Source organism: Paraburkholderia dilworthii (assembly GCF_000472525.1).
Classification (GTDB): Bacteria; Pseudomonadota; Gammaproteobacteria; order Burkholderiales; family Burkholderiaceae; genus Paraburkholderia; species Paraburkholderia dilworthii.
Genome location: NZ_AWZT01000025.1, coordinates 66,957 through 83,036 on the forward strand (window position 1 = coordinate 66,957; position 16,080 = coordinate 83,036).

Here is a 16,080-nt window from a genome sequence, read left to right on the forward strand (position 1 = left end):
GTTATCCGCGAGCCAACGTACTTTGCGCGTCGATGGGGCCGGCGTGGTCGAGGTGCACCTTCACCGTCGCGGAGAGACCGGGGCGCAGCACGCCTTGCATGTCCTTCGGCACAGCGAGGCGCACTCGCACCGGCACGCGCTGCACGATCTTCGTGAAGTTGCCGGTCGCGTTCTCCGCGGGCAGCACGCTGAACGTAGCGCCGGTTGCAGGAGCGAGGCTCTCCACCACGCCGCGAATTCGCGTGCTCGAAGCGTCGAGATCGACATCGACGGTGTCGCCGACGCGCATCTTCTTCAACTGGTCCTCCTTGAAGTTCGCGTCGATCCACAAGCCGCTGGCGGGCACCACCGTCAGTAGCGAAACGCCGGTGTTCGCGAGCAGTCCGACGCGCGCGGTGCGGTTGCCCACGTAACCGTCGATCGGCGAACGGATGGTGGTGTACTCCACGTTCAGCGCCGCGATCCGCTCGGCTGCCTGCGCGGTGGCAATACGGGCTTGTGCGTCGCCGATCTGCGCGTCGAGCACGGCGATCTGCCGCTGCGCCGCGATCAGCGACGCGCTGCTGCGGTCCACCGCCGCATGCGCCTTCGTGAGATCGGCATTGGCGCGCTCCACGACCTGGTTGGACACTGCGTCGTCTTTCACGAGCTCGCGATACCGTGCCTGATCCGCTGCACTGCGTATCAATTCGGCGCCCGAAGCGCGAACTTCCGCGGCCTGTTCGTTGATCGTTGCAAGCTGCAAGGATTTTTTCGCCTCCAACCCGGTCACGGCGGCTTGCGCGCTGCTGACCTCGGCGGCGGCCTGTGCGAGGCGTGCGTCGTAGTCCCGAGGGTCCAGCCTGACGAGTACTTGCCCCGCGCGCACGAACTGGTTGTCTTTAACCAGCACGTCGGCCACGAAGCCATTCACCTTCGGCGCCATGACGGTGACGTCGCCGCCCACGTAGGCATCGTCCGTCGTTTCGATAAAGCGCCCTGCGAAAAACCAGTACGACGCGGCGAGTGCGAGCACGGCAAGCACCGTGATGATCGCGAGCAGCATCCACGGAACGCGCCTGGCCGGCTTGCCAGCCTGCGCGGCGGCCGTGGGCGCGACAGTCGAAGGTGTAGTGGACATGACGATTGGTGTGCGTATGCACTGATTGAGTTGAAAAAATAGCGCCGATTCTTGGCGCCCGTTCGTTACGTCGATTGCCATCTGCCTGTCGTTGCGTTTTGCAAGCGTCACATACGGTTCGTCATCGCGAACAACTCGCCGCGCAACGCTTGCGCACGTTGGCCGCCAAACCTGTGCTCGAATTCTGCCTGTGCGGCATGCCAGTGCTTCCACCCTGCTTCGAGCCGCGCGTCCCCTTCTGTTGTGAGTTTGACTGACAGCGCTCGTGCGTCCGCGCCGTGCACCTCGCTCAACAGAAGCCCGTTGCGACGCAGCGGCTGAATCGTGCGGACCAGCGTGGTGCGCTGCATGCGCATGACTTCAGCCAATTGCTTCATTGTCATCGGGCCGGTGCGTTGAAGCCGGCCGAGCAGGGAAAACTGCGTGATCGTCAAACCGACGCTCGCCAGATGTCGATCGTAGATCTGCGAGACGTAGCGCGCGGCCTGGCGGATCGCAAAACAATCGTCGTCGAAAGGCTCTTCCATCGCTGCAACTCCTGCGAGTGCGTATGCACATATAGACACGCAAAAAAGGCTCGCAAATGGAAGTATTCGCGAGCCCATGCGCCAGCGTTAGCCGGTAATAGTAAACAACTCCGCCCGTAACGCCTTGGCACGCCCGCGTCCGAACTTCTCTTCGAATTCGCTTTGCGCCGCGCGCCATGCGATAGCTGCCTGGTCGAAAGTCATCTCGCCTTTTTCAGTCAGGCTGAACAGATAGGTTCTGCCGTCGTGCTCAGCCGATTCAGCAACCACCAGACCGTCTCGCTGCAACGGTTTCAAAGCGCGGACCAGCGTGGTGCGCTCCATCACCATTGCGTCGGCAAGATCCAGGATCGGTACGTTCGGCGTGCGGGCGAGCTTGGCGAGAATCGTGAATTGCGCCGCCGTGACCCCGACCGAACTGAGATGGCGCTCGTACAGTTGCGTGATGCGCCGCGCCGCCTGGCGCAGCGCAAAGCAATTGCATTCGTCGTAAGAGAGAGGACGGTTCATGCTGTGCAGTCTATCTGTGCATATGCACGCAGTCAAGTACTTTGCGCCGCAAAGACCAGCCGCTAAAGCGCAAGAACCGTCACGCCTACTTCCACGCGATGCGCGCCGCCACCAAGAATCATGCCGCGCAACAACGACACGTCGCTGTAATCGCGACCGATTGCGAGCGTGACATGATCGGTATCGGCGAGCACGTCGTTGGTCGGGTCGAGGTCGATCCAGCCGCTGCCCGGACAATGCACCGACACCCACGCATGCGACGCGTCCGCACCGATCAGCCGTGGCTGCCCCGGCGGCGGGTCGTTGCGCAGATAGCCGCTCACATAGCGCGCCGGCAAACCGAGCGAGCGCAAGCAGCCGATCATCACCTGCGCGAAGTCCTGACACACGCCGCTCTTCAATTCGAACGCGCGCTCGGCGGGCGTATCGAACATCGTCGCAGATGGCTTATACGCGAAGTCCGCGTGAATACGATGCATGAGATCAATTGCGCCTGCGGCAACCGGCATGCCGGGCGGAAAACTCGGCAGCGCATAAGCGCGCAGCGAAGGCTGCGGCACGATATTCGGCGACGCGAAGCAGAACTCCGCCTCCGCGCGGAACTGGCCACCCACGCGAAACGCGAGGGCGTCGGCCACTTGTTCCCATGCGGGTGTCGCGTGCGGATCGAGGTCGGTCCAGCGCGGCGTGAGCGCCACCGTCGTTTCGCTGACCAGTTGCAGCCGCTCATGCGGCGCATCAAGTGCGAAATAGAGCACGTCGTTGCCGAACGCATCGATACGGCTGTTCAAATACGAGGGCTGCGGCTCGATACGTTCGTCGTGCGATACAACGCGCTGCCACGCGCAGACAATCGGCCGGATGGTTGCGAGATGCTGCGCGGTCTCGACATACGTCGAGTAGTGATACGTGGTGCGGTGCGAAATCGACAGTACCGTAGGCGCGTTTTTCATGACCACACCTGCGATGCGACCGTGCTCGCGTGACTGAAATAGCGCGCACTGATTTCATGCGCCGCCGCGCCGGCAAAACCGCCGATCTGATCGCATACCGCAATCAGATTGGAATACGCGCCATCGCCTTCGACGGTGCACAGCGAGGCGAGCGTGGGCAACGACGCGGCAGGCGGCATCAATTCCGCAAACGGACGATGCCGCATACTGCCCGCCGCCACTGCGATCTCATCGAGCTTCTTGCGCAAGCGCTCATACACGCCGTAGATTCCGCGCGGATTGGTCGGCTCGATCACCAGCAGATCCAGCAGAGCCGGTACTTCGAAACGCCCCGGATACAGCGCGCGATACGTGAGCGTGCTGTCGAACAATTGCAGCAGCAGATCGAAACCGGCGGGCGTCGCGAGTTGACCTTTATCCGCGACTACGCGCACAAACGCGCTCATCGCCGACACGCGTTCGATATGCCGCCCGACGAACAGCAGCCGCCATGCTTCGTCGCGTGTCATGCGGTCGCCTTGCGCGCCGCTGATCGCCGACAACTGCACCGACAGCCGCTCAAGCGCGTTCATCAACGTGACGCGGTCGTAACGGCTGCCGCCATTCGTAACACGCCCGTTCACCGCTGCCGGTTGCGAAGCGTCGCTCGAACCGGGAACGGGCATGAGCGCGTGCAACGCGTCGCGGAAGTCGTTGCGCGCGGCGAGAATGATGCGCCAATGATCGTTCGACAACCGCCCGCGCACTTCGCCATTCGAGCGCGCCTGGCAGTTCAGATTCTGACCGATGCTCGCGGCGCCCGTGCCCTCGCTCAGATTCGCGACCAGCGCGCATTCGAATGCTTGGGGCGTGTGCGGCACGGATATGTCGCCCGGTTGCACGAGCCCGCAGTGCAACGCGAGTTCGACGAGCGTCGGAAACATTGTGTCCGCATCGTTGCCTTCGAGCGAGCCGAGAATAAAGCGCAGCAGACGCACGTTGTTTTCCGCTCGTTCACCGTAACGTCCGGCCCAGAAGAGATTTTCCGCAGCGCGGCTCGATACGGTGCGATGCTTGCGCGCGAGGTCTGCGGGTTGCATCGGCGAAGGCAGTAGCGTAAAGGTCGACGTGGGCTCGCTCGATAGCACCCACGTGTCGACGCTGCTGCCGCCGTACTGCATGGATACCGTCGCCTGCCGCTCGGCGCCCATCCGCGTGAAGCCGCCGGGCATCACGTGCCAGCCGCCGTTCACATCGGCTATCGCATACGCACGCAACACGGACGGGCGCCCGCCGATCGTGCCGTCCTCGTAACGCGGGGTGCGCGAAAGAGGCTGCGCCTGCTGGATCGTATAGGTGCCGGGCGTCGCTTCGATACGCTCGCGCCACGCCGGCAGCCGCTGTCTGCCCTGCTCGACGCCCGGCGGCGTATCGCGCGTCGCAAGCGGCCACGTGGGCACGATGAAGGCTTCGTCGATGTGCGCGAACGCGTGCTCGCGCGCGGCCCGCTCGCCGCACCACCAGGTGGGCACGCCTGGCAGAATGAGGTCTTCGTTAAAGAGCATTTCGGCTATGCCCGGCAAGAAACCGTGCAAAGCCGGCGACTCGACGAAACCGGAGCCCGGCACGTTCGAAACGATCACGTTACCCGCGCGCATAACCTGCAATAGACCCGGCACGCCGATGGTCGAATCGGCCCGCAATTCCACGGGATCGCAGAATGCATCGTCCAGGCGCCGCAGCACGACATGCACGCGCTCAAGACCGGCAAGCGTCTTCAGATAAAGCATGTCGCCGCGCACCGTGAGGTCCTTGCCCTCCACCAGCGTCACACCCAGATAACGCGCGAGGAACACGTGCTCGAAGTACGTTTCGCTAAACGGCCCTGGCGTGAGCAACGCTATGTGCGGCGAAGCATCGGCGCGAGGCGAGTCGTGACGCATGGTTGCCTGCGCCGCCTGAACCAGCGTCGAGATCAGTTGCGAATAGGTGGGCGCGAGTCGGCTCACATGCATCGAGCGGAATGAATCGGCGAATAGCGCCGAGACGATCAGCCGGTTTTCCAACGCATAGCCGAGGCCCGAGGGCGCTTCGGTGCGATGCGCGATCACGGTCCACTCGCCGTTCGGCGCACGCGCGAGGTCGACCGCGACCACTTGCAGGAACTGGCCGCCAGGCGGCGCATAACCCTTCACGGAGCGCAGATAGCCGGGATGACCGAACACCAGCGCGGGCGGCAACTGTCCACGCTGAAGCAGGGTTTGCGACCCATAGATATCTGCGACGATTGCATTGAGCAGATGCGCGCGCTGCGTGACGCCGCGCTCGATGTGCGCCCACTCGGCTTCGCTGATCAGGAACGGCAGCAGATCGAGCGCCCACGCGCGCGGCTCGCCGTTGTCCGCATACACGTTGTAGCTGATGTCGTTATCGCGGATCTGTTGCGCGACTGAAGCACGATGACCTTCCAGCCGCGCGATACCGTCTTCGCCCAGCCGCTCGAAGAACTGCCGCCACGGTTCGCGCAGGGCACCGGAGGCGTCGCGCAACTCGTCCCAGTGTCCCTCGTGAGCGGGCAAAAGCCGCAACAGAGACGAAGCGTCCGCGCGGGCCGCGGACGTTTCGAAGGGAAAAGTCGATTGAAAAGCCAAGGTCGTATCGTTGTCGTTGTTGAGGGTGAGTTGTGTTACCAGTAGCGCAGATCCAGCGTGAACGGAAATTCGAGGCTGCGCTGCGGCGCATCGACTGCAAGCGGTCCCGGCGTATGACCCGACGCAAAAAAGCGTGAGCGCCGCCGGCTTTCCGCCTCATAGGCGTTCACCGGGAAGGTGTCATAGCTGCGCCCGCCCGGATGTGCGACATGATACTGGCATCCGCCCACCGAGCGGCCATTCCATGTATCGACGAGATCGAACGTGAGCGGCGCGTCGACGCCGATGGTCGGATGCAGCGCCGACGGCTGCGACCACGCGCGAAACCGCACGCCCGCCACATATTCGCTGACGCGGCCCGTTGGCTGCAACGGCACCGGCACGCCGTTGACCGTCAGCACATGACGGTTCTCGTTCAGGCCGAGCGCGCGTACTTCGAGCCGTTCCACCGACGAATCCACGTAACGCACCGTGCCGCCCGGCGAGCCCTCCTCGCCCATCACGTGCCAGGGTTCGAGCGCATTGCGGATGGTCAGCGACACGCCGCTCACCGTGGCCTCTCCGACCAGCGGAAAGCGGAATTCGAAGTGCGGCGCGAACCAGCTGCTGTCGAAGGCAAAGCCCGCGCGACTCAGTTCGTCGAGCACATCGTCGAAATCCATCTTCACGAAGGTGCCGAGCAGGAAGCGGTCATGTAGTTCCGTGCCCCAGCGCGTGAGCCGCTGCGTGTACGGCGTGTGCCAGAAACGCGCGACCAGTGCGCGCAACAGCAACTGCTGCACGAGGCTCATGCGCGCATGCGGCGGCATCTCGAAACCGCGCAATTCGAGCAGGCCCAGGCGCCCGGTGGGTCCATCGGGTGAATACAGCTTGTCGATGCAAAATTCCGCGCGATGCGTATTGCCGGTCACGTCGATCAGAATGTTGCGCAACGAGCGGTCGATCATCCACGCGGGCAGGTTCGCGCTGTCGCGCCCGCCGAGCAGATCGATCTGCCGCTGCAATTCGCGCAACGCCACTTCGAGTTCATAGACCTGATCGTTGCGGGCTTCGTCGATGCGCGGCGCCTGGCTCGTCGGCCCAATAAAAAGCCCTGAAAACAGATACGAAAGCGAAGGATGGTTGTGCCAGTACGCGATCAGACTCGCGAGCAGATCGGGACGTCGCAGGAACGGACTGTCGGGAGGGGTCGCGCCGCCGAGCACGAGATGATTGCCGCCGCCGGTCCCGGTATGGCGTCCGTCGGTCATGAACTTCTCGCTGCTCAGATAGCTTTGCGCCGCCGACTGATACAGGTACTCGGTGTGATCGACCAGCTCATCCCAATTCGCCGCCGGATGAATGTTCACCTCGATCACACCCGGGTCGGGCGTTACCTGCAACATCTTGAGACGCGCATCGCGCGGCGGCGGATAGCCTTCCAGCACGACCTGCATGCGCAATTCGGCGGCCGTCGCTTCGACGGCGGCGAGCAGGTCAAGATAGTCGTCGAGCTCGGTGAGCGGCGGCATGAACACGTGCAGCAGCGTTCGGCCGCTGCCGAGCCCATCGGCTTCCGCTTTTGGACCGGCCGCGCGTTTGGGATCGCGCGCCTCGACGCAGATCGCCGTGCGAAGCGTTTCCTTCGACGATTTGCCGAGCGCCGGTGCCGCGGCGGCCTCGGTTTCAGCACGCTGCGATGCATAGGCCAACACCGCACTGCCTGGCATGCCGCTCAACAGGTCCCCCGCCGACGAGGACAACGCCGCAGCACGCCGCGCATCGGCGGCGGTCATTTCGCGGCGGTCGCCGTCGTACTGCATCCGCAACTGTGCCGCCGAGCGTAATGGCACTGGCGGCGCAAACGGATCGTGCGCGTGCTGATACGGATAGTCGGTCTTCGATACCCACGGCAGCGAATCGAGCGGCAGGCGATAGCCCATCGGCGAGTCGCCGGGAATCAGGTACATGCGTTCTTCGCGGAAGAACCAGCGGCCGCTGACCCACTTCGGCGCTTCGTGCGGCACGTCGCGGTCGCGCGCAAGCGGCAGCACATAGCCGGTCGCGCCAGCGAGTCCCGCATCGAACACGCGGCGCAAACGCACACGTTCGAGTTCGTCGTCGAGGCGCGCGTCGAACGGATCGACGTTGACGGGCAGCCGCCGCTCGCGCCATAGGTAGTACCAGACGTCTTCGAAACCGGCCTGAATGCAGTCTTCATCGAGCGAGAGCTTGCCGGCCAGATGCGCGAGGAAGCGTTGCGCGTCGGCGGCCGTGTAGGTGCCGGGCTCGCGTTCGTCGGCGAACAGGTCTGGGTTCTGCCAGCATGGCTCGCCATCGGTGCGCCAGTACAGCGACATCGCCCAGCGCGGCAATTGCTCGCCCGGATACCACTTGCCCTGGCCGATATGCAGGAAGCCGTCCGCGCCGTAGCGCGAGCGCAGCTTGTCCATCAGCGCGACGGCGTAGCCGCGTTTGGTCGGGCCGAGCGCGTCCGTGTTCCATTCCGCGGCGTCGCGGTCGCGCACCGACACGAAGGTCGGCTCGCCGCCCATCGTCAGGCGCACGTCCATGTTCGCGAGTTCGCAATCGACCTGCGCGCCCATTGCAACTACGTCGCTCCAGACTTCGTCGCTGTAAGGCTTCGTGACGCGCGGCGTTTCCAGCACGCGGCTGATCGACATGGTGTGGCTGAACTCGACCTCGGACTCGTCCACCGCGCCCGAGATCGGCGCCGCGCTGCCGGGCTCCGGTGTGCAGGCAACCGGAATATGCCCTTCGCCGGCAAGCAGGCCCGAGGTCGGGTCGAGCCCGATCCAGCCGGCGCCCGGCAGATAGACTTCGCACCATGCGTGCAGATCGGTGAAGTCGACCTCGGTGCCGCTTGGTCCGTCGATCGATTTGATGTCGGGCGCGAGCTGCAACAGATAGCCGGACACGAAGCGCGCTGCAAGACCCAACTGGCGCAACGTCTCGACCAGCAGCCAGCCGGAATCGCGGCACGAACCGGCGCCGCTGACGAGCGTTTCCTCGGGCGTCTGCACGCCCGGCTCCATCCGGATCAGATAGCGAATCTCGTGTTGCAGCCGCTGATTCAACGCGACGAGGAAATCGGCGGTCACGGTCGGCGCGCGGTCGATACTCTCCACAAACTCGGCGAAGCGCGGCGTCATCGGACGCTTCACGCGATACGGTGCGAGTTCGAGCGCGAGTTCCGGTGCATAGTCGAACGGGAATTTTTCCGCCGACGGCTCGAGAAAGAAGTCAAACGGATTGTAGACAGCCATCTCGGCGACCAGGTCGACGGTCACCTTGAACTCGCGCGTCTTCTCCGTGAAAACGAGCCGCGCCTGATAGTTTGCGAACGCGTCCTGCTGCCAGTTGATGAAGTGTTGAGCCGGCTCGACCCGCATCGAATACGAAAGGATCGGCGTCCGGCAGTGCGGCGCGGGCCGCAGACGCACAACCTGGGGAGACAGCGCGACCAGCCTGTCGTAACGGTAATGTGTAACGTGGTTCAACGCGACGCGTATGGACACACCTGACTCCTGGTCTATGGTTGGCAGCCCGCCAAAAGCAAGCTTCATGCCGTTTAACTACGAGCCGTATGCGGCCACGGTGCTGCCATCGGCAAGACGGCGCACCAAAGAGAGGCGACGCCGATGCACGATCATGCCCATACTGTGCGTTAAAGCGGTGACGTCTGGCAAATGCGGCATGAACATTGCGCGGCGTGCACGCTCATCACTGTCACTCACCGCCCGGGCTTCGTCCATGAAAACGTTCCACTGCAATCGCTGTTCGCAACTCGTGTTCTTCGAGAACATCCGTTGCGAACGCTGTGAGGCACTGCTCGGCTATGTGCCGGAACTGCGTGAAATCAGCGCCTTTGAAGATGCGGGTGAAGAGCGCTGGCGCAGCCTGCATCCGGAAGCGGGTGGCGCGCTTTACCGGCAATGCCACAACTACGCCGTCGAAAATGTCTGCAACTGGATGATCCCCGCCGATTCGGCCGACACGCTGTGCCCGGCATGCCGGTTGACCCGCACCATTCCCAATCTCGGCGCGCCTGAGAACCGGCTGTACTGGTATCGCCTTGAAGTGGCAAAGCGCCGGCTGCTCTACACGCTCGGCGAATTTGGGCTCGACGTCAAATCGCGCCAGGAAGACCCCGAGCACGGTCTCGCGTTTGAATTTCTCGAGGACGGCGGCGACGGTTCGCGCGTGATGACCGGTCATGACAACGGACTCATCACGCTGAACATCGCCGAGGCCGACGACGCGCATCGCGAGAAAGTGCGCACCGCGATGGGCGAGCCGTACCGCACGCTGCTCGGCCACTTTCGCCACGAAACCGGCCACTACTACTTCAGTCGACTGGTGGAGAAAAGCCCGCGCTGGCTTGAACCGTTCCGCACGCTCTTCGGCGACGAGCGCGCCAACTATGGCGAAGCGCTGGACGCTTACTATCGTGACGGCGCGCCGGCCGACTGGCAGGCGTCGTATATCAGCGCGTACGCGACGATGCATCCCTGGGAAGATTGGGCCGAGACGTGGGCGCACTACATGTTGATCGTCGACGTGCTGGACACGTCCACCTCGTACGGCGTCGCGCTGCTTCCCGACGACCCCACGGAGCCGACACTGACCGACCGCACGCCGGTCGAAGACGCGAGCTTCGATAACCTGATGAAGCGCTGGTTTCCGCTCACCTATGCATTGAACAGCCTGAACCGCAGCCTGGGCATGCCGGACGGTTATCCGTTCACGTTGGCGGCGCCGGTGGTGGACAAGCTGCGCTTCGTGCATCGTGTGATTGCCGGGCGCTACCCCACCGTTCAATAAGCGACGTAGGGGCCCACGCCACCCGGCGTCGACTGCTGCTCGATAGCCGCGTACACGTTCCGACCGTAAAAGAACGGCAGCCCCCAATCGAAAATCGACGACGTCACGAAAGCCGGCCCCGCCAATAGCGGCAACGCCGAGTCTCCCGCATAGCTCCGCGCAACCGCGCTCGCGTTGGCCACGCTGAAATTCACCGCGCTCGTCGCGCCGTTCACGCCCTGGATCATCGCGCTCAATTGCTCAGTCGAAGCCGGGCAGTAATACGCGCTGTTTGGACTCGCGCACACCGGCAACGCGCTACTTCTGAAAAACAACCCTGTGGAGCCGCTGTCCAGGATGCTGCGCGAATACGTCGTGCTGTTGTGCACCGTCGTGAATGTCCCGGTCGACGGACTCACACCGATCACCTGCGCGCTGCCGAGTGTATTGTTGCTTTGCGTGCCGATGCCGAACACCAGTTCTCCGGTCACCGACTGCGCGCCGCCCGACACGGCGGGCAGATTCAGCAGCGAGCCGTTGTTGTCCGTCGCGAAGTAGGGAATCGGATTCGCGACCTGGAGTTCTTCCGCCAACGCAATCGACGAGCAGGCGGTGCCGTTGCAACCGTAATAGGTGCCGGGCAGCGCCTGCGTCACGCAGTTCGCGCCGCAGTCGTGTTTGAACACGCCAATGCCGAGAATGCCGTTGGCTTGCAACATCGCCGGTGTATTGCGGCCGACGCCGACGCTCGCGCAGTCGGCGGGCAACGAAGCGTAGTCCGGGTCGATCACCTGAACCGGCAGCGATGCCGCTTTCTCGCCTGCAATCTGCAAATCGGCGAGCTTGACCGGACCCCACGTATAGCCGTTGAAAAACTGCATGCATTCGGCGACCGGATTGCCCGACGGGTTCTTCTGCTGGGGAAGCGTCATCGACGCCGGCAGTTGCGACGCGAATATGCGCACGCCCCATGAGCCTGTGTCGACGAGCACGTGATCGATGGTCTGGCATTGCGCCGTACCCGGCGCGCAAATCGTGAGGCTGACGAAAGGCATATTCGGCACGTTGCTCACGCCCGAGTCGACCGTCACGCGCAGTGCGTTTGCGGCCACCGCTTGCGGGGAAGGCGTCGAGTTCGTGACCGTCGGGCCGGTGGACGTGCTGCTCGATGCGTTCGATGCCGCCGACCCGCCCGAGCCGCCCGAGCCACCGCCACCACCACCGCCGCAAGCGCTAACGAACAACGCGAGCAGCGCCGCGCACAACATCGCAATCAAGCTGGACGTATGACGCATGATCGCTCCGTTATTGAACGACATCTGGACCCACCCCCGCCGGCAGCGCTTGTGGCAAGTACGCGTAGCCTGAGAACGCGCGCAGATGTCCGCCCGAATAGACCACCAGGTCGCTGGATGAAACGGCGAGCGGCGTGCCTCGACGCGCGGCGCTGCCCGCGACGTATGCATCGAACGAGGAGCCCAGCACGGTTTTCAGATCGGGCAAGGTCGGCCCTTCCCACGCGACACCGAACACGATTCCGTTCGCCGCGACGTATTCGCGCACGAGCGTGCCGGAGGGCAGCGTCATCAGTTGGACCGAATACGCGTTTTGCGTGGATGCCGTTCGGGCCACTGCATGCATGCGCGCCTGATCGCTATCGACAGTGCTGACGTTCTGGCCTAGTGCCGCGTGCGCGGCAAACGCAAGCGTGCAGCTTGCCCCGAGCATTGCGCGAACAATGCTGATGAAGAGCATCGATTTCAAGAGAATTCCTTCGAGGTGAAACGCCCGCGACAAGCCTTGGTCCGTCACAAGCGCGAAACTAAAAGCGCACTCGTAGCAGCGGTGCAGGATGGGGCACACGCCGCTCAGGCTGCTTGAACGCATCTACGGAACAATGGCGCGAAACTTTAGCGACGGCGGTATCGCGCGCCAATCGTTTGCGCGACGATCTGCATCGGTCGGCAATCAGGCGTCGTCCCCGTCTGTTTGATATTGGCGTATGAGCGCGCCGCCAGCGGCGCTTCCGTGCACGTTCTCCCTGTCGGACGCGTTTAAAGCAAACGGCTGCGCGAAAACAATGGAACGCTGAGCAGAAAAAATCGATGTAGCCGGCATCGACGCACGCGATGTAAGCGCATGCTGAAATTTCCTGCGGTTTGCAGCGGCGCTCCGCGGCGTCACAACAAAAAACGCCGCGAACGGCGCAACGACCGTTCGCGGCATTGGCCTCGGACGACATCTGTCGTCCGCAAGCGATTCGGCACTTCAGCGCGCCTACTTCTTCTGCTGTTGCTGCTGCAAAAGCGAGCGCAATTCCTGCACGTTTTCTTCCACACGTTTGGCGATCACCGCATACGACTCGGCTTGCGTCTGATACGCCGCCTGCGCAAGCTGCTGCATATCCGCGAGCGACTTGTGCAGACTTTGCTGAATCAACTCGGCGGTCTTCGCGGAAGGCGTAGAACCGCTCGCCGATAGCTGCCCCGTTAGCGACTGCAATTCGGTGAGCGTGGTACGCAGCATCTCGGCCTGTTTCTGCGCGAGCGACTGCATGCCTTGGAACGCTGTCTGATTCGCCTGAACCAGTGCTTCGACGTCCTTGCGCCGCGCTTCCATAATGGCGGGCACGTCGAAACCGGGCAGCTTGAACTGCTCCAGCATTTTGGTGAAATCGCCAAACGGATTGGCGGTATCAGGTCGGTCCATGCGAAATCCTCCTTTACGGTTGAACAATCGCCGCTGGCGCTACGCCGCAGGATTCGCGCGACGCGAGCGTTGGCGGTTTCCGGTGCGCCGCGCCCCGCAGCAGCGTTGCGCGGTTGTGGGGTCCGACGGCACATTGCGTCAATCATGCGCCATCGCACGCTATTGCGCCAGCGCATGCGCCATTCCCGCAGGCCGTGCGACGTCGCACGTCGGCTGCGCGAAAGGCGTTGGCGCAAGGCTTCGTAAGCGTGGAGCGGCGCGTCCGTAACCCGGAAAGACGGCGTCTCGTCTATCGTCAGGATGAGTCGGCGCACTGTCGCGCCGGCGCTCTGTCGATGGGAGCGACATCATGAAAAAACAGATTCTCGGCGCGGCGCTCGCCGCCGTGCTAAGCGTAGCCGCAACGGCCGCATTCGCGGAAGACAACTTGCCGACGCCGCCCGCTCATGCTCGCGGCGAAGCGCCTCATGGCGACGGCCCGCGTGGACCGCAGGACGCGATGGGACCTGTCGGTCCTATCGGTCCTATCGGTCCCGGTTTCGCCGTGGTCAACGATCTCGAACAGTTGCGCCGTCTGTATGCACTGAGCGGACGCCCAGGCGACATCGTCGCGGTGTATCACGACGTGCTCAACAAGACGCAGAACCCGATGCTGCGTCACTACGTGTACGACTCGCTCGCCCGCGAGCAGTTGAAGCCCGCTAATCCCGAGCAGGCAATCGCCACGCTGCGCACGAGCCTGTCGGAAGATCTCGCCGCAGTCGACACGCCGCCGCGCATGCCATTCGATAACCCACCGCAGACGAAGCCGCAGTAACACCCATCCGCACTGGAAGCGCTGCCGCGACCATGCTCCGGCTGATGTTCGCCGCGCAGCGTTGGGTCTCGCACATTGCCGTTCACTGGCCGCTTTGTCGTCTTCCCTCTGGTGATTACGATAAAGGCTATCCAAACGCCCGTGCGAGTGAAGCATGCGTTATCCCGTAGATGTGGCCGTTGCCGCCGCTTTGCTCGTGTTCGTGCTGTGCTGCATCGTCAAGCTTGCTTTGAACTGATCCCCGCCAACGTCGCATGCCGCGCGTGATCGCGCGGCGCTTTCACCTCCTTCCTCCGTCCTCTCCTGCCGCGCTAAACGCCCGTTTAGCGCGCGACATTGCGCGAAATAATTGTTCGATGGAGTTGAACAAGCGCCTCGCCCATACTTCGTTTCGCTGCCGGTGCGTACGAAACAGAACGCATGAGATCAAGAGTGCTTTACGCGCGATACCTGTCGCCGATGATCACGATCCCCCGGTTGCCGATCATCGGAAGATACGTTCGAACACTACGGCACCGCGTGCCGACGACGAGACAACCATGTTCAATTCAATCAAGCTCATCAAGAAGAATACCGCCCGTGTTGCATGCATCGCGATAGTCAGCGTCAGCGCGTTGCTGACCGGCTGCGCGGGCGGCAGCATCACCAACACGAGCGCCGCGACGGCGCAGCCGAGTGTGCGTCCGGACAATATCTACGTCTACACGTTCGATACTCATGCCGACCAGGTCAAGCTCGACGGCGGCATGCTGCAGAAACTGAAGACGCATATCGACGGTTCGTCGGCTGCGCAAAAGCAGGCCGACGATGCCGCCCAGATCCGCGAACAGGTCGCGAACGAAATCGTGCATCAATTACAGTCGATGGGTCTGCGCGCGATCCGCTCCGACATACCCGCACCCGCCGACCAGAACGTGCTGATGGTGCAAGGCAGCTTCGATACGATCGATGCGGGCAACCGCCGCCGTCGCACGCTGATTGGCCTCGGTGCCGGCAAGAGCGAGGTGAGCAGTTCGGTGCAGATCTTCTACAAGCCCGCGGGCGGCGCGCCGCGACTCGTGCAAAGCTTCGACGCGAGCGCCGACAGCGGCAAGGCCCCGGGTGTGGCTGAAACGGCCGGCGTGGGCGCGGCGGCGGGAAGCATCGCGACGTCGGCGGCGTTGGGTGGCGGTTTGCACGCGGTATCCGAAACGAAGCGCGCCGGAGTCTCCGCCGACGCAACGCGCCTCGCGGACGCCGTGGCAAAGCAGATCGCGCAGATAGGTATTAGCGGCGGCTGGCTCTCGAGCAAGCACATCAAGGGATGACGGAAACCGTGCGGCTCGGTCGCGAGACGCGCCGCACGAATTGCATACAGCCCAACGGAGACGTTTGCAGCGGCGCCTCGCCAACAACCGCCATCGCGGGCAATCAGTTTCTTTCGCGCCAGAGATTGCGCATTAGCGCGAGCAAAGCGGTCGGCGCCGTGCCCTTCTGGCAATAGCCGTCGAAATTATGCCGGCTACGGCCGGTTTCCCGCACATGGTCCTCGTCGAGCGACGTGAAAGCGACAATGCCAAGGCTCGGCGTGGGCAGATAGCTGCGCAGCGCGCTTGCCGTTTCGTAACCGTCGCGGCCCGGCATCATGATGTCGAGCACAACCACGTCGGGCACCCAATCTTTCACACAGCGCAGCGCCTCGTTACAACCGGTTGCCGCGCGCGCTTCCACACCTTCGTACGAGAGATAAGTAGCCAGCGCTTCCGCGGCGCCCGCGTTGTCATCGACCACGAGGACCCGGGGCACCTCGTGCAATACCCGCACCTGGCGGGCGCTCCACCTTTGGCAGCAACTTGTTGTTCGGGGCATGTATCACAATTTGCGATAAAAACCTTCGCACTGCAGCAAATCGCATACCACGGCGGCCTGTACGAATGCCGTCGCAAGGCACGGAGGCGCAGTCGCGTTGCCGCCGTCGGCGCATTGCGGTTGGTGCGGTTGGTGCGGTTGGTGCGGTTGGTGCGGTTGGTGC

General features: G+C 63.3%; 14 protein-coding genes. 3 read left to right on the forward strand and 11 right to left on the reverse strand.

The window, feature by feature from the left end:
• Nucleotide 1 precedes the first annotated feature (1 nt).
• The 7 genes from F759_RS0121065 to F759_RS0121095 form a co-directional block, all read right to left on the reverse strand.
• Nucleotides 2–1,120: an HlyD family secretion protein gene (locus F759_RS0121065; protein ID WP_027801620.1), complete on the reverse strand. Its 1,119-nt coding sequence runs from the start codon at nucleotides 1,118–1,120 to the stop codon at nucleotides 2–4.
• Between the two features lie 107 nt (nucleotides 1,121–1,227).
• On the reverse strand, nucleotides 1,228–1,647 hold the full coding sequence (locus tag F759_RS0121070; protein ID WP_027801621.1) for a MarR family winged helix-turn-helix transcriptional regulator: 420 nt from the start codon (nucleotides 1,645–1,647) through the stop codon (nucleotides 1,228–1,230).
• Between the two features lie 87 nt (nucleotides 1,648–1,734).
• Nucleotides 1,735–2,157, reverse strand: coding sequence for a MarR family winged helix-turn-helix transcriptional regulator (locus F759_RS0121075; RefSeq protein ID WP_027801622.1), 423 nt, complete (start codon nucleotides 2,155–2,157; stop codon nucleotides 1,735–1,737).
• Between the two features lie 62 nt (nucleotides 2,158–2,219).
• The gene (locus tag F759_RS0121080) at nucleotides 2,220–3,110 is read right to left on the reverse strand and encodes a transglutaminase family protein (RefSeq protein ID WP_027801623.1); all 891 of its coding nucleotides are present in this window, start codon (nucleotides 3,108–3,110) and stop codon (nucleotides 2,220–2,222) included.
• Nucleotides 3,107–5,740 (reverse strand): circularly permuted type 2 ATP-grasp protein, encoded by a 2,634-nt coding sequence (locus tag F759_RS0121085; protein ID WP_027801624.1) that lies wholly within the window; start codon nucleotides 5,738–5,740, stop codon nucleotides 3,107–3,109. The genes F759_RS0121080 and F759_RS0121085 overlap by 4 nt, the downstream gene beginning before the upstream one ends.
• Nucleotides 5,741–5,775: 35 nt before the next feature.
• Complete coding sequence (locus F759_RS0121090; RefSeq protein ID WP_027801625.1) at nucleotides 5,776–9,258, reverse strand: transglutaminase family protein; 3,483 nt, start codon at nucleotides 9,256–9,258, stop codon at nucleotides 5,776–5,778.
• A 57-nt stretch (nucleotides 9,259–9,315) separates the two neighbouring features.
• A complete protein-coding gene (locus F759_RS0121095; RefSeq protein WP_027801626.1) occupies nucleotides 9,316–9,495 on the reverse strand; it encodes a hypothetical protein in 180 nt (59 codons plus the stop codon).
• Between F759_RS0121095 and F759_RS38135 the strand changes: the two genes are divergently transcribed.
• Nucleotides 9,494–10,564: a zinc-binding metallopeptidase family protein gene (locus F759_RS38135; RefSeq protein ID WP_152530681.1), complete on the forward strand. Its 1,071-nt coding sequence runs from the start codon at nucleotides 9,494–9,496 to the stop codon at nucleotides 10,562–10,564. The two genes, F759_RS0121095 and F759_RS38135, sit on opposite strands and share 2 nt — an antisense overlap.
• Here the strand turns inward: F759_RS38135 and F759_RS42265 are convergent.
• From F759_RS42265 to F759_RS0121120, 3 genes are all read right to left on the reverse strand, one after another.
• On the reverse strand, nucleotides 10,558–11,838 hold the full coding sequence (locus F759_RS42265) for a DUF3443 domain-containing protein (RefSeq protein ID WP_027801627.1): 1,281 nt from the start codon (nucleotides 11,836–11,838) through the stop codon (nucleotides 10,558–10,560). The genes F759_RS38135 and F759_RS42265 overlap by 7 nt on opposite strands.
• A gap of 10 nt (nucleotides 11,839–11,848) precedes the next feature.
• Nucleotides 11,849–12,298, reverse strand: coding sequence for a DUF2844 domain-containing protein (locus tag F759_RS0121110; protein ID WP_027801628.1), 450 nt, complete (start codon nucleotides 12,296–12,298; stop codon nucleotides 11,849–11,851).
• 522 nt (nucleotides 12,299–12,820) lie between these two features.
• Complete coding sequence (locus tag F759_RS0121120; protein WP_027801630.1) at nucleotides 12,821–13,252, reverse strand: phasin family protein; 432 nt, start codon at nucleotides 13,250–13,252, stop codon at nucleotides 12,821–12,823.
• Nucleotides 13,253–13,601: 349 nt separating this feature from the next.
• On the opposite strand from F759_RS0121120, the gene F759_RS0121125 reads away from it, so the two are divergent.
• The gene (locus tag F759_RS0121125; RefSeq protein WP_027801631.1) at nucleotides 13,602–14,069 is read left to right on the forward strand and encodes a hypothetical protein; all 468 of its coding nucleotides are present in this window, start codon (nucleotides 13,602–13,604) and stop codon (nucleotides 14,067–14,069) included.
• A gap of 539 nt (nucleotides 14,070–14,608) precedes the next feature.
• The gene (locus F759_RS0121135; protein ID WP_027801632.1) at nucleotides 14,609–15,376 is read left to right on the forward strand and encodes a DUF4410 domain-containing protein; all 768 of its coding nucleotides are present in this window, start codon (nucleotides 14,609–14,611) and stop codon (nucleotides 15,374–15,376) included.
• A gap of 103 nt (nucleotides 15,377–15,479) precedes the next feature.
• Here F759_RS0121135 and F759_RS0121140 read toward each other — a convergent pair whose 3' ends face one another.
• Nucleotides 15,480–15,872, reverse strand: coding sequence for a response regulator (locus F759_RS0121140; RefSeq protein ID WP_027801633.1), 393 nt, complete (start codon nucleotides 15,870–15,872; stop codon nucleotides 15,480–15,482).
• Between the last annotated feature and the right edge of the window lie 208 nt (nucleotides 15,873–16,080).

Coding starts and splice junctions, on each gene's coding strand:
- F759_RS0121095 (WP_027801626.1), bottom strand. CDS start 9,495: ATGGACGAAGCCCGGGCGGTGAGTGACAGTGATGAGCGTGCACGCCGC.
- F759_RS0121120 (WP_027801630.1), bottom strand. CDS start 13,252: ATGGACCGACCTGATACCGCCAATCCGTTTGGCGATTTCACCAAAATG.
- F759_RS0121125 (WP_027801631.1), top strand. CDS start 13,602: ATGAAAAAACAGATTCTCGGCGCGGCGCTCGCCGCCGTGCTAAGCGTA.
- F759_RS0121135 (WP_027801632.1), top strand. CDS start 14,609: ATGTTCAATTCAATCAAGCTCATCAAGAAGAATACCGCCCGTGTTGCA.
- F759_RS0121065 (WP_027801620.1), bottom strand. CDS start 1,120: ATGTCCACTACACCTTCGACTGTCGCGCCCACGGCCGCCGCGCAGGCT.
- F759_RS0121075 (WP_027801622.1), bottom strand. CDS start 2,157: ATGAACCGTCCTCTCTCTTACGACGAATGCAATTGCTTTGCGCTGCGC.
- F759_RS38135 (WP_152530681.1), top strand. CDS start 9,494: ATGAAAACGTTCCACTGCAATCGCTGTTCGCAACTCGTGTTCTTCGAG.
- F759_RS0121070 (WP_027801621.1), bottom strand. CDS start 1,647: ATGGAAGAGCCTTTCGACGACGATTGTTTTGCGATCCGCCAGGCCGCG.
- F759_RS0121080 (WP_027801623.1), bottom strand. CDS start 3,110: ATGAAAAACGCGCCTACGGTACTGTCGATTTCGCACCGCACCACGTAT.
- F759_RS42265 (WP_027801627.1), bottom strand. CDS start 11,838: ATGCGTCATACGTCCAGCTTGATTGCGATGTTGTGCGCGGCGCTGCTC.
- F759_RS0121110 (WP_027801628.1), bottom strand. CDS start 12,298: ATGCTCTTCATCAGCATTGTTCGCGCAATGCTCGGGGCAAGCTGCACG.